This window comes from Sandarakinorhabdus sp. DWP1-3-1 (genome assembly GCF_049896705.1).
Taxonomy (GTDB): domain Bacteria; phylum Pseudomonadota; class Alphaproteobacteria; order Sphingomonadales; family Sphingomonadaceae; genus Sandarakinorhabdus.
In genome coordinates, this window is record NZ_JAFCUV010000001.1 from 1,336,979 (window position 1) to 1,363,049 (window position 26,071).

Annotated in this window: 22 protein-coding genes and 2 pseudogenes; 10 read left to right on the top strand and 14 right to left on the bottom strand. The window is 67.1% G+C overall.

Annotated elements, in window-relative coordinates; translation table 11 throughout:
* Positions 1-23: 23 nt before the first annotated feature.
* The gene (locus ACP7AI_RS06515; RefSeq protein ID WP_426165337.1) at positions 24-551 is read right to left on the bottom strand and encodes a GNAT family N-acetyltransferase; all 528 of its coding nucleotides are present in this window, start codon (positions 549-551) and stop codon (positions 24-26) included.
* 88 nt (positions 552-639) lie between these two features.
* On the opposite strand from ACP7AI_RS06515, the gene ACP7AI_RS06520 reads away from it, so the two are divergent.
* Positions 640-2,940 carry an ATP-dependent helicase gene (locus ACP7AI_RS06520; protein WP_426165339.1) on the top strand — a complete coding sequence of 767 codons (2,301 nt, stop codon included), beginning with the start codon at positions 640-642 and terminating at the stop codon, positions 2,938-2,940.
* A 24-nt stretch (positions 2,941-2,964) separates the two neighbouring features.
* Here the strand turns inward: ACP7AI_RS06520 and ACP7AI_RS06525 are convergent, their stop codons facing one another.
* Entirely contained in the window at positions 2,965-3,282 is a 318-nt protein-coding gene (locus ACP7AI_RS06525) for a hypothetical protein (protein ID WP_426165341.1), read from the bottom strand.
* A gap of 140 nt (positions 3,283-3,422) precedes the next feature.
* Between ACP7AI_RS06525 and ACP7AI_RS06530 the strand changes: the two genes are divergently transcribed.
* Both ACP7AI_RS06530 and cysK read left to right on the top strand, forming a co-directional pair.
* Positions 3,423-4,706 (top strand): MFS transporter, encoded by a 1,284-nt coding sequence (locus tag ACP7AI_RS06530; RefSeq protein ID WP_426165343.1) that lies wholly within the window; start codon positions 3,423-3,425, stop codon positions 4,704-4,706.
* A gap of 25 nt (positions 4,707-4,731) precedes the next feature.
* Positions 4,732-5,652 (top strand): cysteine synthase A, encoded by a 921-nt coding sequence (cysK, locus tag ACP7AI_RS06535; RefSeq protein ID WP_426165345.1) that lies wholly within the window; start codon positions 4,732-4,734, stop codon positions 5,650-5,652.
* On the opposite strand, the gene ACP7AI_RS06540 is transcribed toward cysK, so the two are convergent.
* The 10 genes from ACP7AI_RS06540 to hisI form a co-directional block, all read right to left on the bottom strand.
* Complete coding sequence (locus ACP7AI_RS06540; protein ID WP_426165347.1) at positions 5,616-6,455, bottom strand: metallophosphoesterase; 840 nt, start codon at positions 6,453-6,455, stop codon at positions 5,616-5,618. The genes cysK and ACP7AI_RS06540 overlap by 37 nt on opposite strands.
* Positions 6,452-7,735 (bottom strand): NADH:flavin oxidoreductase/NADH oxidase family protein, encoded by a 1,284-nt coding sequence (locus tag ACP7AI_RS06545; protein ID WP_426165349.1) that lies wholly within the window; start codon positions 7,733-7,735, stop codon positions 6,452-6,454. The genes ACP7AI_RS06540 and ACP7AI_RS06545 overlap by 4 nt, the downstream gene beginning before the upstream one ends.
* The gene (locus tag ACP7AI_RS06550; RefSeq protein ID WP_426165351.1) at positions 7,735-9,930 is read right to left on the bottom strand and encodes a 3-hydroxyacyl-CoA dehydrogenase NAD-binding domain-containing protein; all 2,196 of its coding nucleotides are present in this window, start codon (positions 9,928-9,930) and stop codon (positions 7,735-7,737) included. Before ACP7AI_RS06550 ends, ACP7AI_RS06545 begins: the two co-directional genes overlap by 1 nt.
* Before the next feature lie 128 nt (positions 9,931-10,058).
* The gene (locus ACP7AI_RS06555) at positions 10,059-11,270 is read right to left on the bottom strand and encodes an acetyl-CoA C-acetyltransferase (RefSeq protein ID WP_426165353.1); all 1,212 of its coding nucleotides are present in this window, start codon (positions 11,268-11,270) and stop codon (positions 10,059-10,061) included.
* Between the two features lie 115 nt (positions 11,271-11,385).
* Positions 11,386-13,179 carry an acyl-CoA dehydrogenase C-terminal domain-containing protein gene (locus ACP7AI_RS06560; RefSeq protein ID WP_426165355.1) on the bottom strand — a complete coding sequence of 598 codons (1,794 nt, stop codon included), beginning with the start codon at positions 13,177-13,179 and terminating at the stop codon, positions 11,386-11,388.
* Positions 13,180-13,187: 8 nt separating this feature from the next.
* Positions 13,188-13,637, bottom strand: coding sequence for a MerR family transcriptional regulator (locus ACP7AI_RS06565; protein WP_426165357.1), 450 nt, complete (start codon positions 13,635-13,637; stop codon positions 13,188-13,190).
* 9 nt (positions 13,638-13,646) lie between these two features.
* Entirely contained in the window at positions 13,647-14,222 is a 576-nt protein-coding gene (locus ACP7AI_RS06570) for a hypothetical protein (RefSeq protein ID WP_426165359.1), read from the bottom strand.
* Positions 14,219-14,848 (bottom strand): hypothetical protein, encoded by a 630-nt coding sequence (locus ACP7AI_RS06575; protein ID WP_426165361.1) that lies wholly within the window; start codon positions 14,846-14,848, stop codon positions 14,219-14,221. Before ACP7AI_RS06575 ends, ACP7AI_RS06570 begins: the two co-directional genes overlap by 4 nt.
* A complete protein-coding gene (locus tag ACP7AI_RS06580; RefSeq protein WP_426165363.1) occupies positions 14,845-15,618 on the bottom strand; it encodes an SDR family NAD(P)-dependent oxidoreductase in 774 nt (257 codons plus the stop codon). The genes ACP7AI_RS06575 and ACP7AI_RS06580 overlap by 4 nt, the downstream gene beginning before the upstream one ends.
* A gap of 13 nt (positions 15,619-15,631) precedes the next feature.
* On the bottom strand, positions 15,632-15,991 hold the full coding sequence (gene hisI / locus ACP7AI_RS06585) for a phosphoribosyl-AMP cyclohydrolase (protein ID WP_426165365.1): 360 nt from the start codon (positions 15,989-15,991) through the stop codon (positions 15,632-15,634).
* A gap of 100 nt (positions 15,992-16,091) precedes the next feature.
* Here hisI and purF point away from each other — a divergent pair, with 100 nt between their 5' ends.
* The 3 genes from purF (at position 16,092) to ACP7AI_RS06600 (ending at position 18,995) form a co-directional block, all read left to right on the top strand.
* Complete coding sequence (gene purF / locus ACP7AI_RS06590; protein WP_426165366.1) at positions 16,092-17,549, top strand: amidophosphoribosyltransferase; 1,458 nt, start codon at positions 16,092-16,094, stop codon at positions 17,547-17,549.
* Positions 17,550-17,733: 184 nt separating this feature from the next.
* Positions 17,734-18,414, top strand: a complete 681-nt coding sequence (locus ACP7AI_RS06595; protein ID WP_426165368.1) for an SDR family NAD(P)-dependent oxidoreductase — start codon at positions 17,734-17,736, stop codon at positions 18,412-18,414.
* Positions 18,414-18,995 carry a hypothetical protein gene (locus ACP7AI_RS06600; RefSeq protein ID WP_426165370.1) on the top strand — a complete coding sequence of 194 codons (582 nt, stop codon included), beginning with the start codon at positions 18,414-18,416 and terminating at the stop codon, positions 18,993-18,995. Before ACP7AI_RS06595 ends, ACP7AI_RS06600 begins: the two co-directional genes overlap by 1 nt.
* A 51-nt stretch (positions 18,996-19,046) precedes the next feature.
* Here ACP7AI_RS06600 and def read toward each other — a convergent pair whose 3' ends face one another.
* Positions 19,047-19,613, bottom strand: a complete 567-nt coding sequence (gene def, locus ACP7AI_RS06605) for a peptide deformylase (protein ID WP_426165372.1) — start codon at positions 19,611-19,613, stop codon at positions 19,047-19,049.
* A 66-nt stretch (positions 19,614-19,679) separates the two neighbouring features.
* Positions 19,680-20,276, bottom strand: coding sequence for a recombination mediator RecR (recR, locus tag ACP7AI_RS06610; RefSeq protein ID WP_426165374.1), 597 nt, complete (start codon positions 20,274-20,276; stop codon positions 19,680-19,682).
* A gap of 108 nt (positions 20,277-20,384) precedes the next feature.
* On the opposite strand from recR, the gene acnA reads away from it, so the two are divergent.
* The 4 genes and pseudogenes from acnA to ACP7AI_RS06630 all read left to right on the top strand — a co-directional run.
* Positions 20,385-23,069 (top strand): aconitate hydratase AcnA, encoded by a 2,685-nt coding sequence (gene acnA / locus ACP7AI_RS06615; protein ID WP_426165376.1) that lies wholly within the window; start codon positions 20,385-20,387, stop codon positions 23,067-23,069.
* 103 nt (positions 23,070-23,172) lie between these two features.
* On the top strand, positions 23,173-24,393 hold the full coding sequence (locus tag ACP7AI_RS06620; RefSeq protein WP_426165378.1) for an NF038122 family metalloprotease: 1,221 nt from the start codon (positions 23,173-23,175) through the stop codon (positions 24,391-24,393).
* A 346-nt stretch (positions 24,394-24,739) separates the two neighbouring features.
* Positions 24,740-25,342, top strand: a pseudogene (locus ACP7AI_RS06625) (trypsin-like serine peptidase); the annotation flags it as partial.
* 471 nt (positions 25,343-25,813) lie between these two features.
* A pseudogene (locus ACP7AI_RS06630) lies at positions 25,814-25,912 on the top strand (PEPxxWA-CTERM sorting domain-containing protein); the annotation flags it as partial.
* Positions 25,913-26,071 lie beyond the last annotated feature (159 nt).

The window sequence follows — 26,071 nt, forward strand, 5'->3', positions numbered from 1 at the left end:
TGAACGGCCCGGCGGCGGCGGGATTAAGCCGGCAGCGCCTTGGCCAGCACGACGAGGTTGAGCGACCGGCGCGCACTCCCGACACTGTCGGGTAGCGGCCGCACCTCGCCGGTCGGCGCGTAACCGCGGCGCTGGTACCAGGCGATGAGGTCGGTGCGCGCATCGATGACGGTCATTTCCATCCGCGTCGCCGCGAACCGCGCCACTGCCTCGCGCTCGGCAGCGGCGATCAACCGCCGCCCCAGCCCCGTCGCCTGGGCGAAAGGATCGACACACAGCAGGCCGAGATAGCCGATGCGGGTGCCGTTGGCAGCGACCAGGACGCAGGCCAGGGCCATGCCGTCGGCCTCGTGCATCAGGATATACTGGCCGCGCTCGGCGATCATCAGCTCCAGCGCCGCCAGGTTGGTGCGCGGGCCATCGAACAAATGCCCCTCGTGCGTCCAGCCCGGCGTGCCGTCGCTGCTGCGATAGGCCCGCTCGATCAGCGCATGCAGCGCCGGCAGGTCGGCAGGCGTGGCGGCGCGGACGGAAAGCGGGGCGGCAGTCATGGCGGGCCTGCTTAGCCAAATCTGCACCGTCTTCAACTGCGGCACACTGCGACTTGGCATTTAGCCTCGCGTTCTCTACTTGTTCGCGATGGCTTCGCTCCCCGCCCCCGATCACGCGCCGTGGCTGGCCGGGCTCAACCCGCCCCAGCGCGAGGCGGTGCTGACGACCGAAGGCCCGGTGCTGATCCTTGCCGGCGCCGGTACCGGCAAGACCCGGGCGCTGACGGCGCGGCTGGCGCACATATTGTTCAGCCGGCTGGCCTGGCCGTCGGAGATCCTCGCGGTCACCTTCACCAACAAGGCGGCGCGCGAGATGCGGCACCGCATGGAAATGCTGGTCGGCGACATGGCGGAGGGCCTGCCGTTCCTCGGCACCTTCCACGCCATTGCGGCGCGGATGCTGCGCCGCCACGCCGGCCTCGTCGGCCTGCAGCAGAATTTCACCATCCTCGATACCGACGACCAGCAACGCCTGATGAAACAGGTCATCGCCGAGGCGGGGCTGGAGGAAAAGCGCTGGCCCGCCAAGCAACTGGCCGGGATGATCGATCGCTGGAAGAACCGCGGCGAGCTGCCGGCCGACGTGCCGCCGGGCGAATCGATGAGCTTCGGCGACAGCCCGGAAACGTCCGGCGCCCGGCTCTATGCCCGCTACCAGCAGCGGCTGGCGACGCTCAACGCCGCCGATTTCGGCGACCTGCTGCTCCACATGCTGACGATCTTCGACGCGCACCCCGACGTGCTCGCCGACTATCGCCGGCGCTTCAAATACATCCTGGTCGACGAGTATCAGGACACCAATATCGCCCAGTACCGCTGGCTGACGCTGTTGGCCGCCGAGCGCCGCAACATCGCCTGCGTCGGCGACGACGACCAGTCGATCTACAGCTGGCGCGGCGCGGAGGTCGCCAACATCCTGAAGTTCGAGAAGGACTTTCCCGGCGCCACGGTCATCAAGCTGGAACAGAATTACCGCTCCACGCCGCACATCCTCGCCGCCGCCAACGGGCTGATCGCGCACAACAAGGGCCGCATCGGCAAGGCGCTGTTCACCGATGCCGGCAGCGGGCCACCGGTCAAGGTCGTCGGCGTCTGGGATGGCCCCGAGGAAGCGCGACTGGTCGGCGACGAGGCCGAACGGCTGGGCCGCGAGGGCGTGTCCTTGAACGACATGGCGATCCTCGTCCGCGCCCAGTTCCAGACGCGGGCGTTCGAGGATCGCTTCGTGTCGATCGGGCTGCCGTACAAGATCGTTGGCGGTTTCCGCTTCTACGAACGGCTCGAGATCCGCGACGCGCTGGCGTACTTGCGCATCGTCACCTCGCCGAGCGATGCGCTCGCCTTCGAACGCATCGTCAACGTACCCAAGCGCGGGCTTGGCGACAAGGCGATGGGCCGGCTGCACGCCCTCGCCCGCGCCATGGACCGGCCGCTGCCCCAGGCCGCCGCGGCGCTGGTCGAGACCGACGACCTGACCCCGGCCGCGCGGCGATCACTGAAAAGCCTGCTTGCCGACCTCTCGCGCTGGCGCGAGCAGGCCGACCAGTTGCCGCATGCCGAGCTGGCACGCATCATCCTCGAGGAGTCGGGTTATGTCGCGATGTGGCAGGCCGACAAGTCGACCGAGGCCGACGGCCGCGTCGAGAATTTGATCGAGCTGACCCGTGCGATGGAGGATTATCCGTCGCTGACGGCGTTCCTCGAACACGTCAGCCTGGTCATGGACAATGACGCGTCCGATGCCGCCGAAAAACTGACGATCATGACCCTGCACGCCGCCAAGGGCCTGGAATTCGACCATGTCTTCCTTGTCGGCTGGGAGGAAGGCGTGTTCCCCAGCCAGCGCGCCATGGACGAGGGCGGCACCAAGGCGCTGGAGGAGGAACGCCGCCTCGCCTATGTCGGCATCACCCGGGCGAAGAAGACGGCGACAATCTATCATGCCGCCAACCGCCAGATCTATGGCCAGTGGACCGCGGCGATCCCGTCGCGCTTCATCAGCGAACTGCCGCCCGCCAATGTCGACGTCACCAGCACCCTGAGCGGCGGCCCCAGCCTGTGGCGCGCGGCGCTGAGCGGTTCGGGTGCCGGCGGCGACCCGTTCGGCGACGTTGCCCGCGGTGCCGGCCGCGGGCCCGGCTGGGCACGGGCGGCGAGCAACGGCGGTTTCCAGGCGGCATCACGCGCGCCGGTGATCGAGGCGCGTGCCAGCGCCGTTTCGGTCGGATTGAAGGGCCGCCCCGATGTTACGGTGGGATCGAAGGTTTTTCACAGCAAGTTCGGCAGCGGTGTGGTCACCGCCGTCGAGGGGAACAAATTGGAGATCGATTTCGAACATGCCGGCGCCAAGCGCGTGCTCGACAGTTTCGTCGAGATCACCGGCGCCTGAGCGAACCGCAGGCTAGGTCGTGACCTAGCGCCGCTGCGTCGCGCCGACGAGGACGCTGAACACTTCGGTGGCAATGCTGGGCAGCAGCAGCAGGAGGCCGGGGACGGCGAAGGCGATCGATTCGGCCTGCGACCAGCCCCACAGGTTGTGGGCATAAAGGAACAGGCCCACCACCAGCGGGAAATTGACACGCACCAGAATGCTGACGACGACACCGGCCAGCGCCAGTTGCCAGCCGAATTCGTTCTGCAGACCCATCCAGGCGATACCGCACAAAATCAGGCCGCCGATGCAGAAGGCGACGCCCAGCAGGTACCCCAGAAGTTCACGAACGGTGTCCAACGATCCCTCCGACGTTGCCTAATTGTTCGTAGATGAATCGTTCATCAATTACAATCCGTTTCCCTGGAGGCCGCCGGTTTTTTCCAGTTCCGACTATTCGATTGCGACGGCTGGCCGCGCTGCCTAAACCCGGCCGGACCGTGCCTGCCATTCCCGCGCCCCTGCTCATCCCGAATTTCCGCGCCTTCTGGGCGAGCCGGTTCATGTCGACCGTCGCCAGCATGATGCTGGTCATCGTCATCGGCTGGCAGGTCTACGATATCGCCCGGCAAACCATGGCACCACGCGACGCCGCCTTCCTCCTCGGCATGGTCGGTCTCGTCCAGTTCGTGCCGCTGTTCAGCCTGACATTGCTCGTCGGCGTCATCGCCGACCGCGTCGACCGGCGCTACATCGCCCGCGCCGCCGTGGCGCTCGAGCTGGTCTGCGCGGCGACGCTCGGCTGGCTGGTGCTGCACGATCGCGCCACGCTGGAGGCGCTGTTCATCGTCGCCTTTCTGTTCGGCGTCGCCCGCGCCTTTGCCGGACCGTCGCTGTCGGCGCTGGCGCCCAATCTGGTACCGCGGGAGATCCTGCCGTCGGCAATCGCCCTCAATTCCATCAGCTGGCAGGCCGGCGCCGTCGCCGGCCCGCCGCTCGGCGCCTATCTCTATGCCGCCGGACCGGCCATCCCCTACGTCACCGCCGCCGTGCTGTTCGCGGCGACGTTGCTGGCGCTGTTCAGCATCGGCCCGGTGCCGCGGCCGGTACCATCGAAAGTATCGCCCTGGCGCAGCCTGGTCGAAGGGCTCGGCTATGTCCGGCACAACCGCATCGTGCTCGGCGCCATCAGCCTCGACCTGTTCGCCGTGCTGTTGGGTGGTGCAACGGCGATGCTGCCGGTCTATGCCCGCGACGTGCTCCATGTCGGCGTCGAGGGGCTGGGCCCGCTGCGCGCCGCGCCTGCGGTCGGCGCGGCGCTGACGGCGTTGTTCCTCGCCTTTCGCCCGCTTACCCGCAACGTCGGCCCGGTGATGTTCGCCTGTGTCGCGCTGTTCGGCGTGGCGACGATCGTGTTCGGCACATCGACCGACATGCGGCTGTCGCTGGCGGCGCTCGTCGTCCTGGGCGCCGCCGACATGGTGTCGATGTACGTCCGCGCGTCCTTGATCCAGCTTCACACCCCTGACGCCATGCGCGGCCGCGTCTCGTCGGTGTCGATGCTGTTCGTCTCGGCCTCCAACGAGCTCGGCGAGTTTGAAAGCGGCGTCACCGCGGCCTGGCTCGGCCCGGTCGAAGCTGTCGTCGCCGGCGGTGTCGGCGCGGTCATCGTGACCTTCGTCTGGGCCTGGCGTTTTCCGGAACTCCGCCTTGCCGATCGCTTCAGCGCGCCCGATATCCCGAACACGATCGCGGGTGACGAAAAGCCAAGCCGCGCGGTATAGTTTCGCGAAATTTCGGAGAGCAGACATGAAGGCCAGCAACGTCCTCGCCACCATCGGCAACACGCCGCACATCCGCGTCGCGCGCCTGTTCCCCGACGCCGAGGTCTGGATCAAGTCCGAACGCGCCAACCCCGGCGGATCGATCAAGGATCGCATCGCGCTGGCGATGATCGAGGCGGCGGAGGCCGACGGCACGCTGCAGCCCGGCGGCACCATCGTCGAGCCGACCAGCGGCAACACCGGCATCGGCCTCGCCATGGTCGCCGCGGTCAAGGGCTACAAGCTCATCCTGGTCATGCCCGAATCCATGTCGCTGGAACGCCGCCGCCTGATGCTGGCCTATGGCGCCAGCTTTGCGCTGACGCCGCGCGAAAAGGGCATGAAGGGCGCCATCCAGCACGCCACCGAGATCGTTGCCGAAACCCCCGGCGCCTGGATGCCGGGCCAGTTCGAAAATCCCGCCAACATCGAGGTCCATGTCCGCACCACCGCGCAGGAAATCCTCGCCGATTTCGCCGACACCCCGATCGATGCGATCATCACCGGCGTCGGCACGGGCGGCCATATCACCGGCCTTGCCGAAGCGCTGAAAAAGGTCTGGCCCGGCCTCAAGGTCTATGCCGTCGAACCGACGCTGTCGCCGGTGATCTCGGGCGGCCAGCCGGCCCCCCACCCCATCCAGGGCATCGGCGCCGGCTTCATCCCGGCCAACCTGCACACGCAATTGCTCGACGGCGTCATCCAGGTCGATCCGGGTGCCGCCAAGGCGATGGCGCTGCGGTCGGCGAAGGAAGAGGGGCTGCTCGTCGGCATCTCGTCGGGCGCCACGCTGCAGGCGATCGCCCAGAAGATCCCCGAGCTGCCGGCCGGATCGCGCATCCTCGGCTTCAACTACGACACCGGCGAGCGCTATCTGTCGGTGCCGGAGTTCCTGCCCGCGGAGTAAGCCGGCACCAGCATGATCTCGACGATTTCGGGGGGCACGCCGATCCGCATCGGCAGGATCGACGTGCCCAGCCCCGACGACACGATCATGCTCTGGCCGGGCTCCCGGTACAGCCCGCGCAGGTGGCGCCCCTGATAGGTCTCGCTGCCCGGCTGCGGCAAGAACGGCAGCAGGATCTGGCCACCGTGGCTGTGGCCGGCAATCAGCAATTGCGCCGGCGGCACCAGCCACTGGAAAAAATCCGATTCATGCGCCAGCACGACGACCGGGCGATCCCCCGGCGCGGCGCGGATCAACCGCCGGGTCTTTTCGACCGGGTTCAGCGGCCCCGATATGTCGTCGCTGCCGATCAGATGGATCGGCCCGGCGTCCACCCCGGCATCGCGCAGGAAGGTGATGCCGGTGCCGGCAAAACCCCGCCGCGTCTGTTCGACCCCGTCGTGGTTGCCGAGGATGGCAAAGGCCCCGAACCGCGCCCTCAGCCCGGCAAAGGGCGCCAGCGCCCCGCGTGTCTCGGCATCGGTCCAGCCATAGCCGCTGATATAGTCGCCGGTCAGCACGACGATATCGGGGCGGCGTGCATTGATCTGCGCCACCACCCGCCGCAGCCGCGCCGCCGGCATGTCGAAGCCGGCATGGCTGTCGGACAGTTGCACGATGCGCAGCGGCGCGCCGAGCCCGATGATCGGCACCGTATAGCGCGCGACGACCGGCGACTGCTGGGCCTGCCAGACGCCGAACAGCGCCAGCGCCAGGCCCAGGGCGAGCGGCAACGCCAGCAATACCCGCGGCAGCCGTTTCACGAGGCGGCGGGCGTCCGCGCCTTGTTCTCGCGGTTTTCGGACAGGAACGCCGCCAGCGGGTTGAGCCCCTCCGCCAGCGGCTGGCCGGCCGCAAGACGGCGGAGCTGCGTGTAATACCAGGCCTGCGCGCCGAAGGCGTTGATGGCGCGGACGAGCTTCAATGGCGAATGCGGGCCGAGCAGGCCGGGGCCGATGCGCAGCTGGGCCTCGAAGCGCGGCAGCGCGGCGATGCGGCCGGACAGCAGCTCGTTGATGGCATCGGGCGCCGCGCACAGCGGCCGGCCGACGCCGATCATCGCGATGCCGCTGGCCAGCGCCTGCTCCATCGCGGCGGCCGAACGAAAGCCGCCGGTGACCAGCAGCGGCGGGGTCTTGCCGGCCATCAGCGCCCTGGCAAGATCGACGAAATAAGCCTCGCGCGCTGCGGTGCTCGGCTGCTGCTTCGGCTCCTCGCGCGCCTCCATGCCCTCGAAATCCATCATCGCCGGCTGTTCATAGGTGCCGCCGGAGATTTCCAGCAGGTCGATGCCCAGATCGGCGAGCCAGCCGGAGACGATGAGGCAATCCTCGAAGGCAAAGCCGCCTTTCTGGAAATCGGCGCTGTTGAGCTTCACGCCGACGCCGAAGCCCGGGCCCACGGCAGCTCGCACCGCCTTGAGCGTCTCGATCAGGAAGCGCGCGCGGTTCTCCAGCCTGCCGCCCCATTGGTCGGTGCGCAGATTGGCCAGCGGCGACAGGAATTGCGAGATGAGATAGCCATGCGCGGCGTGGATCTGGACGCCGGAAAAGCCGGCCTCCTGCGATACCTTCGCTGCATGGGCGAAGCGCGCGATGAGGTCGTGAATCTCCGCTTCCGTCAGCGGCACCGGCACGCCGAACATGCCGCCGGGCAGTTTCAGCTGCACCGCCGACGGTGCCTTGGGCGCCTTGTTGACCGGCACCTGCGTCTGGCGCCCGGCGTGGCTGATCTGCACCCAGGCGGCGGTGTCGTTTTCGGTCGCAGCCGCCGCCCAGCGCCGCCAGGCTGCCGTCGCCTCAGGCGTCAGCGGGCCATCGCAGATGACATTGCCCGGCCGTTCGAGGTGATGACGATCGATCTGGACGTTACCGGTGATCAGCAGCCCGGAGCCGCCCGCCGCCCAGCGCCGGTAGAGCCGGATGTGATCGTCATTCGGCAGGCCGTCGCGCCCGGCGAGTCCTTCGGTCATTGCCGCCTTGGCGATCCGGTTCTTGAACCGGGCGCCGGTCGGCAGCGTGAAGGCCTCGCCGAGCGCCGCCATCAAGCGGCCTTTTTCTGCGCAGCGCGGCCGTAGAAGGTGTCGCCGGCCGCCGCCATGTCGCGCAGCAGCTGCGGCGACGCGAACCGCTCGCCATGGCGCTGCGCCAGGCCGTCGAGGATGGCGACGACATTGGCCAGGCCGATGGTGTCCATATGGCTGAACGGCCCGCCGGTGAACGGCGCAAAGCCCCAGCCGAAGATGGCACCGAGGTCACCGTCCTCGGGCGTTTCGAGCACGCCCTCGGCAAAGCAGCGGGCGCATTCGACGAGCTGGCGATACAGCAGCCGCTCGCGCACCGCCTCCGGCGTCGGCTGAGTCGCTGCGGCGCCATCGGTCACCGAGGCGACCAGATCGGGCCAGAGATACTTCTTGCCGCCCTCCGGATAGACGTAAAAGCCCTTGGCGTTCTTGCGGCCCATGCGGCCGAGTTCGTGCATCGTCTCGATTACGGCGCTGCCCGGCTGCTCGATATACTTGTCGCCGAGATCGGCCTTGGTCTGCTGGCCGACCTTGTACGACAGGTCGAGCCCGACCTCGTCGTTCACAGCCAATGGCCCGACCGGCATGCCCATATGCTTGCCGACATTTTCGATCAGCGCCGGGGTGGTGCCTTCGCTCAGCAGCGCCAGCCCTTCCTGCACATAGGTGCCAAAGCAACGCGAGGTGTAGAAACCGCGGGAATCATTGACGACGATCGGCGTCTTGCGGATTGCCGCGACATAATCGAGCGCCTTGGCGATAGCGTCCGGTCCGGTGTGCTTGCCGACGATGATCTCGACCAGCGGCATCTTTTCCACCGGCGAGAAGAAGTGGATGCCGATGAAATTGGCAGGCTTCGACCAGGCTTCGGCCAGGCCGGTGATCGGCAGTGTCGAGGTGTTGGAACCGAAGATGGTATCGGCGCCGACGACGGCTTCCGTCTTCTTGGTCACATCGGCCTTGATCTCGCGGGTTTCGAACACCGCCTCGATGATCAGGTCGCAGCCGGCGAGGTCGGCATAGTCCGACGTCGCGTGGATGCGATCGAGGATGGCCTGCGCCTTGGCCGGGTCGGTGCGCTTCTTGGCCAGCCGGTCGGCGGTATAAGCTTTGCCCTTCTCGGCGGCGGCCTGGTCGCGATCGAGCAGCACCACCTCGATGCCGGCTTGCGCCGTTACCATGGCGACCCCTGCCCCCATCAGCCCGGCGCCGAGCATGCCGATCTTCCTGGTCGGCATCGGCGGCACACCGGCGGGGCGGCGCGCCCCCTTTTCGGCGGCCTGCTTCGATACGAACAGGCTGCGGATCATGTTTCCGGCCTGCGGGTCGGCGACGACCTTGGCGAAATACTTGCTCTCGATGCGGATGGCGGTATCCATCGGCACCTGGGTGCCTTCATAGACGGCGCTGAGAATGGCGCGCGGCGCGTTCATGTTGTCGCCGGCGTTGACGTGCGTCATCGCGGTGCCGCCGACAAAGACCTGGGCGAAACCGGGGTTGAGGCCCGAGGCCGGGCCACCGGGGAATTTGAAGCTCTTTTCGTCCCAGGGCTGCACACCCTTGGTCGGATTGGCCTTGACCCAGGCCTTGGCGGTTTGGACCACATCGGCGGCCGGCACGACAGCCTGGACGACACCGAAGCCGAGCGCTTCCTGCGGCGACATGTTCTTGCCCTGGAGGAGGTACATCAGCGCCGGCTGTATGCCCATCAGGCGCGGCAGCCGCTGGGTTCCGCCGGCCCCCGGAAACAGGCCGACCATCACCTCGGGCAGGCCGAGCGTGATCTTGGGGCTGTCGGCAACGACGCGATAATGGCAGGCGAGGATGAATTCGAGGCCGCCACCGAGCGCCAGGCCATTGACCGCGGCGGCCACCGGCTTGCCGCAGGTTTCGAGGTCGCGCAGCAGGCGATTGAGCTGGAACACGCCGTCGAACAGCGCCGCCATCTTCGACTTGCCGTCATCGACCGCCGGCGCGTTCTGGCCGAACAGCGCACCCATGCCCTTCAGGTCGGCGCCGGCCATGAAGCCGCTGGCCTTGCCGCTGGTCAGGACGGCGCCCTTGACGGCGTCGTCGGTCTTCAGCCGCTCGATGGCGGCGGCGAGGTCGCGCTGCACTTCCGGCGTGATGACGTTCATCGACTGGCCCGGCACATCGATGGTGAGGAGGAGGATGCCGTCGGCATCGAGTTCGGAACGGATTGCGAGGTCGGTCATGTGTCTCTCCTTCGTCACCCCGGCGAAGGCCGGGGCCCATGAACCACTGCCTGTCGGATCAGGCGGGCGGTCTGGGCTATTGTGTCATCGATCGTGGTTCATGGGCCCCGGCCTTCGCCGGGGTGACACTAAATCCGCTCGATAATAGTCCCGGTGCCCATGCCGGCACCGACGCACAGGTTGATCAGCGCCGTCCCCTTGCCGGTCCGCTCCAGCTCGTCGAGCACGGTCCCGAGGATCATGCCGCCGGTCGCCCCCAGCGGGTGGCCCATGGCGATGGCGCCGCCGTTCACGTTGATGCGGTCATGGTCGATGTTCATCGCCTGCATGTAGCGCAGCACGACGCTGGCGAAGGCTTCGTTCAGCTCGAACAGGTCGATGTCGTCCTTGGTCATGCCGGCGCGTTGCAGCACCTTGGCGGCGACGAACTCCGGCCCGGTCAGCATGATCATCGGCTCAGAACCGATGCTCGCCATGGCGCGGATGCGGGCGCGCGGCTTCAGCCCGTATTTTTCGCCCATCGCCTTGTTGCCGATCAGCACGGCCGATGCGCCGTCGACGATTCCGCTCGAATTGCCGCCATGGTGGACGTGATCGATCTTTTCGACTTCGGGATAGCGCATCAACGCGATGGCATCGAAGCCCGGCATGGACTCGCCCATAGCGGCGAACGCCGGCGCCAAGCTGCCCAGCGACTGCATGTCGGTCTGCGGGCGCATATGCTCGTCATGGTCGAGGACGACCTCGCCGATGACATCCCGCACGCCGACGACGCTGTTCTTGAACCGCCCTTCCGCCCAGGCCCGCGCCGCCCGCTTCTGCGATTCCATCGCATAGGCATCGACGTCGCTGCGGCTGAAACCGTATTTCGTCGCGATCAGGTCGGCGCCGATGCCCTGCGGCGCGAAATAGGTATTGTAGGCCACGGCCGGGTCCATCGCCCAGGCGCCGCCATCGGCACCCATCGGCACCCGGCTCATGCTTTCGACGCCGCCGCCGATGGCGAACATCGCTTCCCCGGTCATCACCTTGGCCGACGCCATGTTGACGGCCTCCAGGCCCGAGGCACAGAAGCGATTGATCTGCACGCCGGCGGTGGTCTCCGCATAATCGGCGTTGAGCACGGCGACGCGGGCGATGTCGCTGCCCTGTTCGCCCACCGGCGCGACGCAGCCGAAGATCACATCGTCGACGTCCGACGTGTCGATGCCGGTGCGGTCGCGCACCGCCTGCAGCACCTGGGTGCCGAGCTGGATCGGCGTGATCTCGTGCAGCTTGCCGTCCTTGCGGCCCTTGCCGCGCGGCGTGCGGACGGCGTCGTAGATATAAGCTTCGACCATGGTCTCATCCTTCTTCTCCCCTCCCGGCAAGGGAGGGGTCGGGGGTGGGTGACTCGATCCGGGTCGGAGGCCCACTCCCCCACCCCCAGCCCCTTCCGCAAGCGGGAGGGGAGTCTTAGAAAGCCTCCAGCGGCAGCGCCATCATCGCCTCGCTGCCGGCCTCGAGCTTGGCGCGCAGCGCGGCCGCATCGGGGAAATAGCGCTCGGCGAAATAGCGTGCCGTCACCAGCTTCGCCGTGTAGAAATCGGGGTCCGCGGTGCCGGCATCGAGGGCGGCATGCGACGCCCGCGCCATCACCAGCCACATATGGCCGAGCGCGACGATACCCATCAAATGCAGATAGGCGGTCGCCGCGGCGCCGGCATTGTCGGGCCTGGCCATGCCGTGCTGCAACAGCCACAGGGTCGCCGTCTGCAAATCACCGAGCGCCGCAGACAGCGGCGTCGCGATCACCGCCAGGCGATCATCCTCGGCCGCATCCTTCAGCGCCTCGCCGACCAACGCCAGATAGGCTTGCGTCCCGCGCCCGCCGTTCTGGCCCAGCTTGCGGCCAACCAGGTCCATCGCCTGGATGCCGTTGGTGCCCTCATAGATCTGGGCGATGCGGGCATCGCGGACGAACTGTTCCATGCCCCATTCGCGGATATAGCCATGTCCCCCGAAAACCTGCTGGCTTTCGGTGGCGATGCGATAGCCGAGATCGGTGCAATAGCCCTTGATGACCGGCGTCAGCAGGCTGATCAGATCGTCGGCAAGCTGCCGCTCCTCGGGTGTCGGCGCCTTCTTGGCGAGATCGACCTGCAGCGCCCCCCACAGGATCAGCGCCCGTGCACCCTCGTTGAATGCCCGCCCGTCCATCAGCATCCGCCGCACGTCGGGGTGGACGATGATCGGGTCGGCCTTGGCCTCCGGATGGGCCGGGCCGCTCAGCGCGCGGCCCTGGATACGGTCCTTGGCGTAGATGACGGCATTCTGATAGGCGACCTCGCCCATCGCCAGCCCCTGCACGCCGACGCCGAGGCGCGCTGCATTCATCATGATGAACATGGCGCGCAGTCCCTTGTTCTCCTCGCCGATCAGGTAACCGGTCGCCCCGTCGTAATTCATCACGCAGGTCGAATTGGCGTGGATGCCCATCTTGTGCTCGATGGAGCCGCACTTGACGGCGTTGCGCGCGCCCAGCGTCCCGTCGTCGTTGACGATGACCTTGGGCACGATGAACAGGCTGATGCCCTTCACATTGTCGGGCGCGCCGGTCGTCTTCGCCAGCACCAGGTGGATGATGTTGTCGGAAAGGTCGTGCTCGCCGGCCGAAATGAAGATCTTGGTGCCGGTGATGGCATAGGTGCCGTCGGGCTGCGGGGCGGCGCGGGTGCGGATCAGGCCGAGATCGGTGCCGCAATGCGGCTCGGTAAGGTTCATCGTACCGGTCCACTGGCCCTTGACCATGTTGGGCAGGAACTTTGCCTTCTGCTCGTGGCTGCCGACCGCCTCGATCGCCGCCTGGGCGCCTTCGTTGAGGCCGGGGTACATGCCGAACGCCATGTTGGCGCTCGACATATATTCGCTGAAGGCGGTGCCGACGACATAGGGCAACCCTTGGCCGCCATATTCGGTGTCGGCCATCAGCGTGCCCCAGCCCGCCTCCACGAACTGGTCATAGGCCGATTTGAAGCCCGCCGGCGTCGTCACGCTGCCGTCATCGTGACGGGTGCAGCCCTCGATATCGCCCGACAGGTTCAGCGGCGCGATGACGTTTTCGCAGAACTTGCCGCCTTCCTCCAGGATGGCGCGCACGACATCGGGGGTGGCATCGGCAAAGCCGGGCAGGTTGGAATATTTGTCGAGGCCGACGACAGCGTCGAGGACGAACTGGGTGTCCTTCACCGGGGCGCGATAAATGGGCATCGATAATCCTACTGGTTGGCCGCCTTAGGCGCCACGGTCTCGACGAGCGCGCAAAAGGCCTGCAATTCCTCGATCGTCGCGTCGATGTCGGCGCGCTGTTCGGCGAGCGCCGCGATGCGGGCGCGGCATTTGTCGAGCGTGACGCGGCGCTGCATCTCGCGGCCGTCGCCGAGATCGTAGAGGTCGATCATCTCGCGGATCTCGGCGAGCGAAAAACCGACATTCTTGGCGCGCAGGATCCACGCCAGCCGGGCCCGATCGCGGCGCGAATAGACGCGGTTCTGGCCCTGCCGTTCCGGCGCGATCAGGCCCTGGTCCTCATAGAAACGGATCGCCCGGGGCGTCACGTTGAAGGCCAGCGCCAGCTCGGTAATGGTGAAGCTTTCGGCCCCGCACGGCGGCGGCGGCACCGCCACGGTGGCAAAGCTGTGCGACGGATCGGAAGCTTGCGACGACATGCCTTCGATCTAGTTGACGTTAACGTAAGGGTCAAGCGCATCGAGCGCCTGGACTGTGCCGCGATAGCAGGGATGGGCGCTAATCGCGGCGGTTGCCGACGCCGGGTCCCGCACGGCCAGATCGATGGTTCGTGCCCGCCAGAAAGGCCAGAAGCGTCGGTGATAGATGCTGCCGGGCACAAGCTCGATCACGACCCGCGAACGGCGCTCCACCTGTACATGTCTCGCGCAAGCGATGTCGCGCCAGGCAACCAGGCGCGTCACCGCCAATGGCATCGCAAGGCCGGCATCAGTGAGCGTCAGGCAGGGCACTGCGGCAAATACGAGGGCGTATACCGCCACCAGCGACATCCAGGCCGCCAGGATGCCCATCGCCCCAAAGACCAGCGGCACGGCAAGGTCGAACATCGGGCTGAACAACGGTCCCGCAGTCATCGCGTCCGAAAAGCCGCGTCCGGCGATCCAGAAGGCGATGCACGCGATCCCCGCACACCCAGTCGCGCCAAGGCCATTCGCTGCACGCCCACGCGCGGCATCAAAGGTCGGCCCGACCGGCGCTGCGGTCGGTGCCAGCCCATTGTTCAAGCCGCGCCTCCACTCGCCGAAAGCTTGTGCAAGGCCCGGTTCTGATGGACGAACCGACCCGACGCACCAAGATCGACCAAGGCGACAAGCGCTGCAGCGACGACGCTCGCGTCGATCGCGCCATAGCGGTCGAGCCCGCCGACCAGCAGTGGGTCAAGCCATGGCGTCACCCGCTGCAGGAACGCCTCCACAGGCCGGCGGTCGTGTCGTGGACCGAGGATCAGTCCCGGCTGGATGAGGTCGAGCCGGGCAAAGCCGAGCGTTGCAACGGCATCCTGCACCTCGCCCTTAACCCGCGAATAGAAGACTTTCGATCCGGCATCGGCACCGACCGCCGTCACGAGGATGAAATGCGTCACCCCCGCCGCCCGGGCCGCCCGCGCAAACGCCAGCACCGCCTCGAAATCCACCGCGCGAAACGCCGCCTGGCTGCCGGCGGCACGGATCGTCGTGCCGAGCGCACAGATGGCGACATCGGCCGGCGGCAGCGGCGGCAACACGTCGAACGCGGCGACGATCTCCCCCGCGCGCCCCGTCGGGCGCCGCCCGACCGGGATAGCCCCCGGCAGCAGCGCCAGCACCCGCGAACCGACCAGCCCGGTGGCGCCGGCGAGCAGCACCGTCACCGCGTCTGGCCGCCATCCACCGGAACCACCGCGCCGGTGACGAAGCTCGCCAGCGGCGACAGCAGGAATGCCGCCATCGCGCCGATCTCCTCGGGCTTGCCATAGCGGCGCAGCGGGACCTCGCGCTTGATCCAGCGTGCCCAGTCGGCGGCCTTGTCACCAGTCGAATTCTTTTCCCAGTCGCCGCCCGGGAAGATGATGTTGCCCGGCGCGATGACGTTGACGCGGATGTTGTGGCGGCCCGAAACCCGCGCCAGCTCCTTGGCCAGATGGTTCATCGCCGCCTTGGACGTGCCATAGGTCAGCGGCGTGCCGAGCGCCCCCAGCCCGGCGATCGAGCTGATCATCAGCAACGCGCCTTCGCCCCGCGGCGTCATCACCCGCAGCGCGGCGCGCGCCAGCTTGTACGCCGAATCGAGGTTCTGCGAGACGCCGGCATCCCATGTCTCGTCATCGATATCGAAGCCCGGCGGGCACGGATGCAGGCCGACGTTGGCGACCGCGCCCCAGATCGGACCCAGCGCCGCCTCCGCCCCGGCGATGGCGGCATCGATCGTCGCCGTATCGCGCATGTCGCCGGCGGTGCTCCACAGCCGGTCGGGGCCGTGAATGGCAACCAGCCGCGCATGCTCCGCCGCCAGCGCCTCGGCCCCGCGCGCCGCCATCGCCACCCTGGCGCCTTCAGCGAGCAACGCCTCGACGATGCCGAGCCCGATGCCGCGGCTGCCGCCGGCAACAAAAACGACGCGGCCGTTCAGCTTCAGGTCCATCGCAAATTCCTCATCAATCCCGCACCAGCCCCACCGTGGTCACCTTGCGGTAAAAGCACGACCGTTCGCCGGTATGGCATGCCGGGCCGGCCGGTTCGACCTTCATCAGGATCGCGTCCTGGTCGCAATCGATGCGCATCTCGACGACGCGCTGGATGGCGCCCGAGGTGGCGCCCTTGTGCCACAGTTCCTTGCGGCTCCGGCTCCAGTAATGCGCTTCCCCCGTCGCCAGTGTCGCCGCCAGCGCATCGGCGTTCATGTGCGCCACCATCAACACTTGGCCCGAGGCAGCATCGGCGGCGACGGCCGTGATCAACCCCTGCGCGTCCCAGCACGGGTCGAGGTGCAGCCCTGCATCACGCGCATCGCTCATATGACAATCCTGCGTCGGTTTCGGGGGCGACAACATCGCCCGCAGTCCCTATATGCCGCCCAAGCGCGGCGCTGACGAGGCTCCTTACCCAATGCAAGACATGCTGACCACCGACCCGTGGGAGGACGATCACCTGCATGAAGAATGCGGCGTGTTCGGCGTCTACGGCGCCGACGGCGCTGCCGCCCTCGCCGCCCTCGGCCTCCACGCCCTGCAGCATCGCGGCCAGGAGGCCGCCGGCATCACCACCTTCGACGGCAGGGATTTCCACACCCATCGCGCCATGGGGCATGTCGCCGGCAATTTCGACAGCGACGAGGTGATCCGCAAGCTGAAAGGCGACATCGCCATCGGCCACAATCGCTATTCGACGACCGGCGAGACCGCGCTCAGGAACGTCCAGCCGCTGTTCGCCGAGCTGTCGTCGGGCGGTTTTGCCGTCTGCCACAACGGCAATATCTCCAATGCGATGACGCTGCGCCGCGATCTCGTCCGCCGCGGCTCGATCTTCCAGTCGACGAGCGATACCGAGGTCATCATCCACCTCGTCGCCACCTCCGCCTATCGCACCCTGCTCGACCGCTTCATCGATGCGCTGAAGCGTGTGGAAGGCGCCTACAGCCTCATCTGCCTGACGTCCGAAGGCATGCTCGCCTGCCGCGATCCGCTGGGCGTGCGACCGCTGGTGCTCGGCCGTCTCGGCGACACCTATATCCTCGCCTCCGAAACCGTCGCGCTCGATGTCGTCGGCGCCACCTTCCTGCGTGCCGTCGAGCCGGGCGAACTGATCATCATCTCCCCGCGCGGGCTGCGCTCGCTGCGGCCCTTCGCCGAGCAGCGCCCGCGGCCCTGCATCTTCGAGCATGTCTATTTCAGCCGCCCCGATTCAGTCGTGGACGGCTCAAGCGTCTACCAGGTGCGCAAGGCCATCGGCGCCGAACTGGCGCGCGAAAGCCCGGTGGAGGCCGACATGGTCGTGCCGGTCCCCGACAGCGGCACCCCGGCGGCGATCGGCTATGCCCAGGAAAGCGGCATCCCGTTCGAGCTCGGCATCATCCGCAGCCATTATGTCGGCCGCACCTTTATCCAGCCCGGCGACCAGATCCGCAACCTCGGCGTCAAGCTGAAGCACAACGCCAACCGCGCCATGATCCAGGGCAAGAAGATCGTCCTCATCGACGATTCGATCGTGCGCGGCACCACCAGCCTGAAGATCGTCCAGATGCTGCGCGATGCCGGCGCGGAGGAGGTGCACATGCGCATCGCCAGCCCGCCGACCAAGCACAGCTGCTATTACGGCGTCGACACCCCCGAACGATCGAAGCTGCTCGCCGCCCAGATGGATGTCGCCCGCATGGCCGACTACATCAAGGTCGACAGCCTGGCGTTCCTGACCATCGACGGCCTCTACCGTGCGCTCGGGGAGACCAGCCGCAACGACGATGCCCCGCAGCATTGCGACGCCTGCTTCACCGGCGATTACCCGACGCGGCTGACCGACCAGGAGGAGATCGAGGTCCCCGACCAGTTGAGTTTGCTGGCGGAGCGGGTGATCTAGCGCAGCGCCGCGGGCGCGCGGGCCGCGCGCCGGCAGGCGCAAGCTCGGCCAGCGGGGCGCCGGGCGATTTTTGCTCGGCGATCCCGTCTGACGTCGGCGGCGGGCTTTGCCCGCTGCCTTGCCGCTTTCCCGATCCCCCGCAGCACGATTGCCTTTCCGACTCGCAATGACTAGCCGAGGCCCGATGACCGACACCACCAAACCCGTTGCCCTCGTCACCGGCGCCAGCCGCGGTATCGGCGCCGCCACGGCAGAGGCGCTCGCCGCCAGTGGCCATCATGTCATCCTGACCGCGCGCGACGAAAATCGCCTCGCCGAAACCGAAGGCCGCATCCACGGCGCCGGCGGCACCGCGACGATCGCGCCGTTCGACCTCAAGGACAACGACGCCATCGACCGCCTCGCCGCCGCCGTCGGCGGGCGCTGGGGCCGGCTCGACGTGCTGGTGCTCAACGCGGCACAGCTCGGCAGCCTGGCGCCGGTGCCGCATATCGATCCCAAGGACTGGGACCGCATCATCGGCCTCAACCTCACCGCCAACTGGCGGCTGATCCGCGCCTTCGATCCCTGGCTGCGGCAGAGCCAGGCCGCCGATGTCGTCACCGTCACCTCGTCGGTGTCGGCCAGGCCGCGCGCCTATTGGGGCGCCTATGCGGCATCGAAGGCGGCGCTCGACAATCTGATCACCGCCTATGGTGCCGAGGTCGGCGCGGTCACCGCCATCCGCACCCACATCATCGATCCCGGCGCCACCCGCACGGCGATGCGCGCGCGCGCCTATCCGGGCGAGGACCCGACGACGGTGAAGCCGCCCGAGGACGCCGCGGCGCTGATCCTCGCCGCCATCACGCGCCCGCGCGGCTGATGGCCGACGAGACGCCTGCCCAACGCCGCCGCCGCTGGCTGACCATCGGCGAGACGATCGGCGTGCTGGCGCTGCTGATCTCGGCGGCGAGTTTCTGGGATTCGCACCAGCAGCGCGCCGAGGAACGCAAGCCGGCGCCGGCGGTGAAGGCCGCCATCAAGCCGCTGATGCTGACCAGCTTCGCCGGCGACGACGGTCGCCTGCTGTCGATCGCCAGCCCCAACCCCGATCGCGTCATCCAGACCCAGACAATCCTGTTCCCGACCCCGCTGGCCATCGACAAGGTCGATACCGTCGGCAATCCGCGCATCGAAGCGGGCTGGTTCGCCGGCGCGCTCAACAAGCTGCCGCATGAATCGGGCAGGCCCGGCCGGCTGCCGGTCGCCATCGTCACCCAGTATCTCGACGACGGCGTGGCGCGGGAGGACAGCGCCATCTACGAGATCGGCTATCGCTGGCGCTCGCGCCTGATCGGCAGCGACGTGCCGGGCATGGAGGGCATGACGCTGGTCAGCCGCGGCGGCGCAAAGCTGCAGGCGCGGCTGGATGCAAAGTGGGCAAGGGCAAATCCGACACCTTGATGTTTCGGCGTCATCCCCGCCCGCGCGGGAATGAACGGCAAGGGGCAGCGCCTAAGCCGCCTTGGACCGCCGCTGCTTCTCCAGCTTCTTCAACAACATGTCGCGCTTCAGCTTCGACAGATGGTCGATGAACAGCACGCCATTGAGATGGTCCATCTCGTGCTGCAGGCAGGTCGCCAGCAGGCCGTCGATCTCCTGCTCGTGCGCCTGGCCGGTCTCGTCGAGCCATTTCGCCCGGATGCGCGAGGGCCGGTCGACGTCGGCATACATTTCCGGCACCGACAGGCAGCCTTCGTTATAGACGGTCAGCTCATCGGATTCCCAGACGACCTCGGGGTTGATGAACACCTTGGGGTCGCGCACCCACTTGATCGTCTTGGCGTCTTCGTCGCTCTCCGGCTCGGGCGCATCGGGGTCTTCCGGACGCTGCAGGTCGATGACCAGGATGCGTTCCGGTACGCCGACCTGGATGGCGGCGAGGCCGATGCCCGGCGCGTCGTACATCGTCTCGAACATGTCGGCGATCAGCGCGCGATGTGCGTCCGTAACGGTCTCGACGGGTTTCGAGATGACACGCAGGCGCGCGTCGGGGGTTTCGATGATGTCGAGAATGGCCATGGTGGTGAGGTAGGGATTGCGGCGGAAAGGGTCAAGATTTCGTCCCTCCCGAGGGGGGAGGAATGCCTACTCCACCAGCCGCCGCGCCCTGAGCGCCAGCGCCAGCGTCCCCTCGTCGAGATAGTCCAGCTCGCCCCCCACCGGCAGGCCGTGCGCCAGCTGCATCACCCGCACGCCCAGCCCGGCGAGCCGTTCGGCGACATAATGCATCGTCGTCTGGCCTTCCAGCGTCGCGTTCATCGCCAGCACGACCTCCGAAATGCCGCCGCCCGCCACCCGCGCCACCAGCGTGTCGATGGCCAGGTCCTCGGGCCGCACGCCGTCCAATGCCGACAATTTGCCGCCGAGCACATGATAGCGGCCGGCGAACAGCCGTGCCCGGTCGAGCGCCCACAGGTCGGCGACTTCCTCCACCACGCACAGCGACGCCGGGTCGCGGCGCGGGTCGGTGCAGATGGCGCAAGGGTCGCGGGTATCGACATTGCCGCAGGTGCCGCAGGTCACCAGCCCCCGCTCTACTGCCTGCAGCGCGGCGACCAGCGGCGCCAGCGCCGTCTCGCGCTTCTTGATCAGGTGCAGCACCGCCCGCCGCGCCGACCGCGGCCCAAGGCCCGGCAGCCTCGCCAGGGCCTGCGTCAGCGCATCGATTTCGGGAGAAGCCATCGCGGCAAGATATGGCGCTTTGGCAGCAAGGCGGCAACTCCTGCCCTTCACAGCCGTGGAGTCCCTGGTCTAGAGCGTGCTGCAACGCCGCATAAGGGATCGAACCGCATGACCGCCATCGGACAGGACAGCCTGAACACCCGTCGCACGCTGAACGTCGATGGCAAGGATTATGCCTATTACAGCCTGGAGGCCGCCGCCGCGACGCTCGGCGACATCAGCCGGCTCCCTTATTCGATGAAGGTGCTGTTCGAAAACCTGCTGCGCTTCGAGGATGGCTTCACCGTCAAGACCGATGATCTGAAGGCGATGGTCGCCTGGCTCGGCACCGGCAAGTCCGCCCATGAGATCAACTATCGTCCGGCGCGCGTGCTGATGCAGGATTTCACCGGCGTGCCCTGCGTCGTCGACCTGGCCGCGATGCGCGACGCGATGACCGCGCTCGGCGGCGACCCGCAGAAGATCAACCCGCTGGTCCCCGTCGACCTCGTCATCGATCACAGCGTCATGGTCGACGAATTCGGCAACGCCACCGCCTATGAAGACAATATGGACCTGGAATATCGCCGCAATATCGAGCGGTACGAGTTCCTGCGCTGGGGTTCGTCGGCGCTGAAGGGCTTTCGCGTCGTGCCGCCGGGCACCGGCATCTGCCACCAGGTCAATCTCGAATATCTCGCCCAGGCGGTGTGGACGTCGGAAGACGAAAGCGGCGCCACCATCGCCTACCCCGATACCGTCGTCGGCACCGACAGCCATACGACGATGATCAACGGCCTCGGCGTGCTCGGCTGGGGCGTCGGCGGCATCGAGGCCGAGGCCGCCATGCTCGGGCAGCCGGTGTCCATGCTGATCCCCGAAGTCGTCGGCATGAAGCTGTTCGGCGCCATGTCCGAAGGCATCACCGCCACCGATCTCGTCCTCACCGTCACCCAGATGCTGCGCGCCAAGGGCGTCGTCGGGCGCTTCGTCGAATTCTACGGCCCCGGCCTCGACGCGCTGACGCTCGCCGATCGCGCCACCATCGCCAACATGGCGCCCGAATATGGCGCCACCTGCGGCTTCTTCCCGATCGACGAGGCGACGCTCGATTACATGCGCCTGTCGGGCCGCGACGATGCCCGCATCGCGCTGGTCAAGGCCTATTGCCAGGCGCAGGGCCTGTGGCGCGAGACCGACACTCCCGACCCGGTGTTCACCGACACGTTGGAGCTCGACCTCGGCACCGTGCTGCCGTCGCTCGCCGGGCCGCGGCGGCCGCAGGACAAGGTGCTGCTGTCGAACGCCAAGCAGGCCTTCGAGGGAGAGCTGTCGGGCGGCTACAAGAAGGCCGATGCGATGGCCCAGCGCGTGCCCGTCGCCAATGCCAATTACGACATCGGCCATGGCGACGTGGTCATCGCCGCCATCACCAGCTGCACTAACACGTCGAACCCCAACGTCCTCGTCGCCGCCGGGCTGGTGGCCCGCAAGGCCAATACGCTGGGCCTGAAGGCCAAGCCCTGGGTCAAGACCAGCCTCGCGCCCGGCTCCAAGGTCGTCACCGACTATTTCGAAAAATCAGGCCTGCAGACCGACCTCGACGCCCTGGGTTTCAACCTTGTCGGCTATGGTTGCACGACCTGCATCGGCAACAGCGGCCCGCTGCCCGAGCCGATCTCGGACGCCATCAACAGCAACGACATCGTCGCCGCCTCCGTGCTGTCGGGCAACCGCAACTTCGAAGGCCGCGTGTCGCCCGATGTGAAGGCCAACTACCTGGCCTCGCCGCCGCTGGTCGTCGCCTATGCCATCGCCGGCAGCATCCGCACCGATTTGACCACCGAGAGCCTCGGCACCGGTGCCGATGGCCAGCCGGTTTACCTCAAGGACATCTGGCCGACCAACCAGGAAGTCGCCGCAATGGTGCTGTCCTCGGTCACCGCCGGCATGTTCCGTGAACGCTATGCCGATGTCTTCCTGGGCGATGAACGCTGGCAGGCGATCAAGATCGAAGGCGGTGCCACCTACAAGTGGAATTCCGGCTCCACCTATGTGCAGAATCCGCCCTATTTCGAAGGCATGACGATGACGCCCAGGGCGACCGAAGACATCGCCGGCGCGCGTCCGCTCGCCATTTTCGGCGATTCGATCACCACCGACCACATTTCCCCGGCCGGCTCGATCAAGCAGGCGTCGCCCGCCGGCGTCTATCTGAACGAACGCCAGGTCAGCCGTGCCGAGTTCAACTCCTATGGCGCGCGCCGCGGCAACCATGAGGTGATGATGCGCGGCACCTTCGCCAACATCCGCATCAGGAACGAGATGCTGCCCGGCGTCGAGGGCGGCGTGACGAAGCATATCCCGTCGGGCGAGCAGCTGGCGATCTTCGATGCCGCCGAACGCTACAAGGCCGAAGGCACGCCGCTGATCGTCGTCGCCGGCAAGGAATATGGCACCGGCTCGTCGCGCGACTGGGCCGCCAAGGGCACCACGCTGCTGGGCGTCCGCGCCGTCATCGCCGAAAGCTTCGAGCGCATCCACCGCTCCAACCTCGTCGGCATGGGCGTGCTGCCGCTGCAGTTCGCGGACGGCGTCGACCGCAAGACCGCCGGCCTCGACGGCACCGAGACCTTCGACATCACCGGCGTCGCCTCGCTGAAGCCGCGCCAGATGCTGGAGGTCGCCTTCACCCGCGCCGACGGCACCACCGGCAGCTTTTCGACGCTGTGCCGGATCGATACCGAGCAGGAGCTGGAATATTTCTACGCCGGCGGCATCCTGCCCTATGTGCTGCGCAAGCTGGCGGCCTGACCCGCCGGCAAGTTGTCGCACATCGGCGGAATGCGAGAAACCCCATGACTCGTTAACCCTGCGTATCTATTGGTGCGACAGGGGCGATTCACGGGGGACTTCCATGACGTTGGCACATTTCCGCACGGCCATGCTGGCCGGCGTTCTCGGCATGTCGGCACTGCCGGCCACGGCTGTGACGATCGAGTTGCGCAACACCGGCGGTGTCGAGGTCGGCACCGATGCCTATCGGGGCTTTTCTGCCGCCGCCAACTTCTGGGAACAGATCCTGCGCGACGATATCACGGTAAAGCTCAATGTCGGCTATGCGGCCCTCGGCCCCGGCATTCTCGGTTCGACCGGGTCGATAACCAACAGCATCTTCATCGACTCCTATCGCTCGTCGCTCGCCGGCGACCGGACCTCGGCGCTCGACGCCAGCGCCGTCGCCAATTTCAGCCCGCTGGTCGCCAGCACGTTCGCGCCGGGCCGCGGCGCCGTCGACGCCATCATTTCCGGGCCCAAGGTCGATGGCAACGGTGTCAACACCAGCCCGCTGACCCGCGTCTGGGATGCCGACGGCAGCACCAACAACACCGGCATCTCGATGAACACGTCGCTGATGAAGGCGGTGGGTCTGACGCCGACCTATACCGGCGCCAATGCCGCCATCCAGGCCGACGGCTCGATCAGCTTTTCGACGGGTTTCGCGTCGAGCTTCGACTTCGATCCGACCGACGGCATCACCGCCGGCCAGTTCGATTTCGTCGCCATCGCCATCCACGAGATCGGCCATGCTCTGGGCTTCCGCTCGGGCGTCGACGTTTACGATACCAACACGAACTTCGCCAACAATCTCAATAATTTCGTCTTCATGACCCAGCTCGACCTGTTCCGCTACAGCGCCGATCCGCTCGGCCTGGGCGGCGGCGGGCCGGTCCTCGACTGGGGTATCGGCGGCACGCTTGTCGATGGCTATGCGCCCTATTTCTCGATCGACGGCGGCGCGACCGCGCTGTTCGGCAATACCTTTTCCACCGGCCGCACCTTCGGCGATCGCCAGCAGGCCTCGCACTGGAAGGACGCTGCCCCCGGCGCATTCCAGCTCGGCCTGCTCGATCCGACTGCGGCGCGCGGCCAGCAGGGCATCATCACCAGCCTCGACCTCGCCGCCTATGACGCCATCGGCTGGGACATCAAATACGACGTCCTGGCCAATTCCGGCCGCTATTTCTCGACCGCCGGCATCGGCGCGCTGCCCGAACCGGGCAGTTGGGCGATGCTGATCGCCGGTTTCGGCCTGACCGGCGCCGTGATGCGCCGCCGTCGCGCCGTTGCCGCTTGAAAAGCACGAATAGCCTGGAGTCACGCCGTCGGCCCCAAGCCGGCGGCGTCACCGTACAATTCCGTAACGATACGCGCCGGTAACAGGGCATCGTGCCGACCAGGCGATCCGTCCGGCTGCGTCGCAAGACGGGCACGAAGATAATTTGTCGCAGCGGCCCTGCCACCATTGTGCGAGCGACCGCCGACCGCGCGATCCGACTTTCCCGTTAGCGATTTGTAAAGACAAGTCAGCATACGTTGCCATCACTGGTTCATTACTTAGTGGGGTTGCGTAGTTTATGAAGAAGATTGTTCTTGCACTGTCCACGTCAGTGTCCGCCGCAGTGCTCGTCACGGCGCCCGCAATGGCTATCGAGCCGGTCACCGGTCCCGACGACGGCTTCGGCCGGCCCGGCCCCAGCGCCCCGGTGGTGCCGGCGCTGAAATCCGCCAGCGGTTCGCGCAACGGCCTGAACTGGACAGCGGTCAGCCGCATCATCGGCCAGACCCCGACTTCCGACGCCCTGCCCGGCACCCCCGCCAACAGCATCGGCGGCGGCGACCCGATCTATTTTCCCGGCGCCAACAAGCGTGGCACCGTCGCGCTGATCATCGAGCGGCCCGAAGGCCTGTTCATCTGCTCGGGCAGCGTCATCGGCGGCGGGCTTTCCATCGCCACTGCCGGCCATTGCGTCAGCGACGGCTTCGGCACCGCCAACCCGATCCGCACCACGGCCTATTTCTTCGCAGGCGACCCCGATGAACGCACCCCGTTCCAGACCGAAGGCGTCGCCATCGACATCACCCGCTATTACGTCAATCCGGGCTATACCGGCGAAGTCATCGACCAGAACGACATCGCCATCCTGCGCCTGGCCGAAGCCGCGCCGGAATTCGCCAATGTCTACGACCTTTACCTCGGTGACATCGGCGGCAGCGAGTTCAATGTCGCCGGCTATGGCACGCGCTCGACCGTCGGCGGCGCCGCCGGCAACACGCCGCCCGCCGGCGCCCGCACCGGCTGGCTGCGCGAAGGCGACAATCTGTACGATTATGCCTGGGGTGATGCCGCATTCGGTGGCTTTTTCACCGATCGCGACGCCAATGGCGAAAACTTCTTCGGCACCGCCGACGTCGAATTCAGCTATGTCTCCGACTTCGACAACGGCCTCGCGGCACAGGACCAGTCGTGCAACATCGCCGGGGCCGTCGGTGCCCCGGCCGGCTTCGGCTGCGACCTCGGCCTTGGCGCCCGCGAAGTCGGCATTGCCGGCGGCGATTCGGGCGGCCCCGGCTTTATCGACGGCAAGCTGGCATCGATCAATTCCTATGGCCTGACCTTCGGCGCGCCATTCGGCGATTTCGGCGGCGGCCTGAATGCCGGCTGGGGCGAATTCAGCGGCTATGTGCCGATTTTCATCCATGCCGACTTCATCCGCGGCGTGGTTCCCGAACCGTCGAGCTGGGCGATGCTCATTGCCGGTTTCGGCCTGACGGGCGCCGCCATGCGCCGCCGCCGGGTCGCCACCATCGCCTGATCGACCACCGCCGGACGTGACGTTCGACAGGATGGCCGGCCGTGGCGACACGGCCGGCCTTTCCGTGCGCGCGGCCATCGTTTCCATGCCGCAATTTTATTCGTGCTGCACCGCGAGATGCTGTTGACTTCAACAGTCATTACCGACAGTTTTGGTTAA

Excerpts from the sequence above, each read along its gene's own strand:
- ACP7AI_RS06580 (WP_426165363.1), bottom strand. The coding sequence starts at position 15,618 with ATGGACCTGAAGCTGAACGGCCGCGTCGTTTTTGTTGCCGGCGGCAGC.
- def (WP_426165372.1), bottom strand. The coding sequence starts at position 19,613 with ATGGCCATTCTCGACATCATCGAAACCCCCGACGCGCGCCTGCGTGTC.
- ACP7AI_RS06560 (WP_426165355.1), bottom strand. The coding sequence starts at position 13,179 with ATGCCCATTTATCGCGCCCCGGTGAAGGACACCCAGTTCGTCCTCGAC.
- ACP7AI_RS06555 (WP_426165353.1), bottom strand. The coding sequence starts at position 11,270 with ATGGTCGAAGCTTATATCTACGACGCCGTCCGCACGCCGCGCGGCAAG.
- ACP7AI_RS06520 (WP_426165339.1), top strand. The coding sequence starts at position 640 with ATGGCTTCGCTCCCCGCCCCCGATCACGCGCCGTGGCTGGCCGGGCTC.
- ACP7AI_RS06550 (WP_426165351.1), bottom strand. The coding sequence starts at position 9,930 with ATGACCGACCTCGCAATCCGTTCCGAACTCGATGCCGACGGCATCCTC.
- ACP7AI_RS06600 (WP_426165370.1), top strand. The coding sequence starts at position 18,414 with ATGGCCGACGAGACGCCTGCCCAACGCCGCCGCCGCTGGCTGACCATC.
- ACP7AI_RS06545 (WP_426165349.1), bottom strand. The coding sequence starts at position 7,735 with ATGGCGGCGCTCGGCGAGGCCTTCACGCTGCCGACCGGCGCCCGGTTC.
- ACP7AI_RS06595 (WP_426165368.1), top strand. The coding sequence starts at position 17,734 with ATGACCGACACCACCAAACCCGTTGCCCTCGTCACCGGCGCCAGCCGC.
- recR (WP_426165374.1), bottom strand. The coding sequence starts at position 20,276 with ATGGCTTCTCCCGAAATCGATGCGCTGACGCAGGCCCTGGCGAGGCTG.
- cysK (WP_426165345.1), top strand. The coding sequence starts at position 4,732 with ATGAAGGCCAGCAACGTCCTCGCCACCATCGGCAACACGCCGCACATC.
- hisI (WP_426165365.1), bottom strand. The coding sequence starts at position 15,991 with ATGAGCGATGCGCGTGATGCAGGGCTGCACCTCGACCCGTGCTGGGAC.
- acnA (WP_426165376.1), top strand. The coding sequence starts at position 20,385 with ATGACCGCCATCGGACAGGACAGCCTGAACACCCGTCGCACGCTGAAC.
- ACP7AI_RS06620 (WP_426165378.1), top strand. The coding sequence starts at position 23,173 with ATGACGTTGGCACATTTCCGCACGGCCATGCTGGCCGGCGTTCTCGGC.
- ACP7AI_RS06565 (WP_426165357.1), bottom strand. The coding sequence starts at position 13,637 with ATGTCGTCGCAAGCTTCCGATCCGTCGCACAGCTTTGCCACCGTGGCG.
- purF (WP_426165366.1), top strand. The coding sequence starts at position 16,092 with ATGCTGACCACCGACCCGTGGGAGGACGATCACCTGCATGAAGAATGC.
- ACP7AI_RS06515 (WP_426165337.1), bottom strand. The coding sequence starts at position 551 with ATGACTGCCGCCCCGCTTTCCGTCCGCGCCGCCACGCCTGCCGACCTG.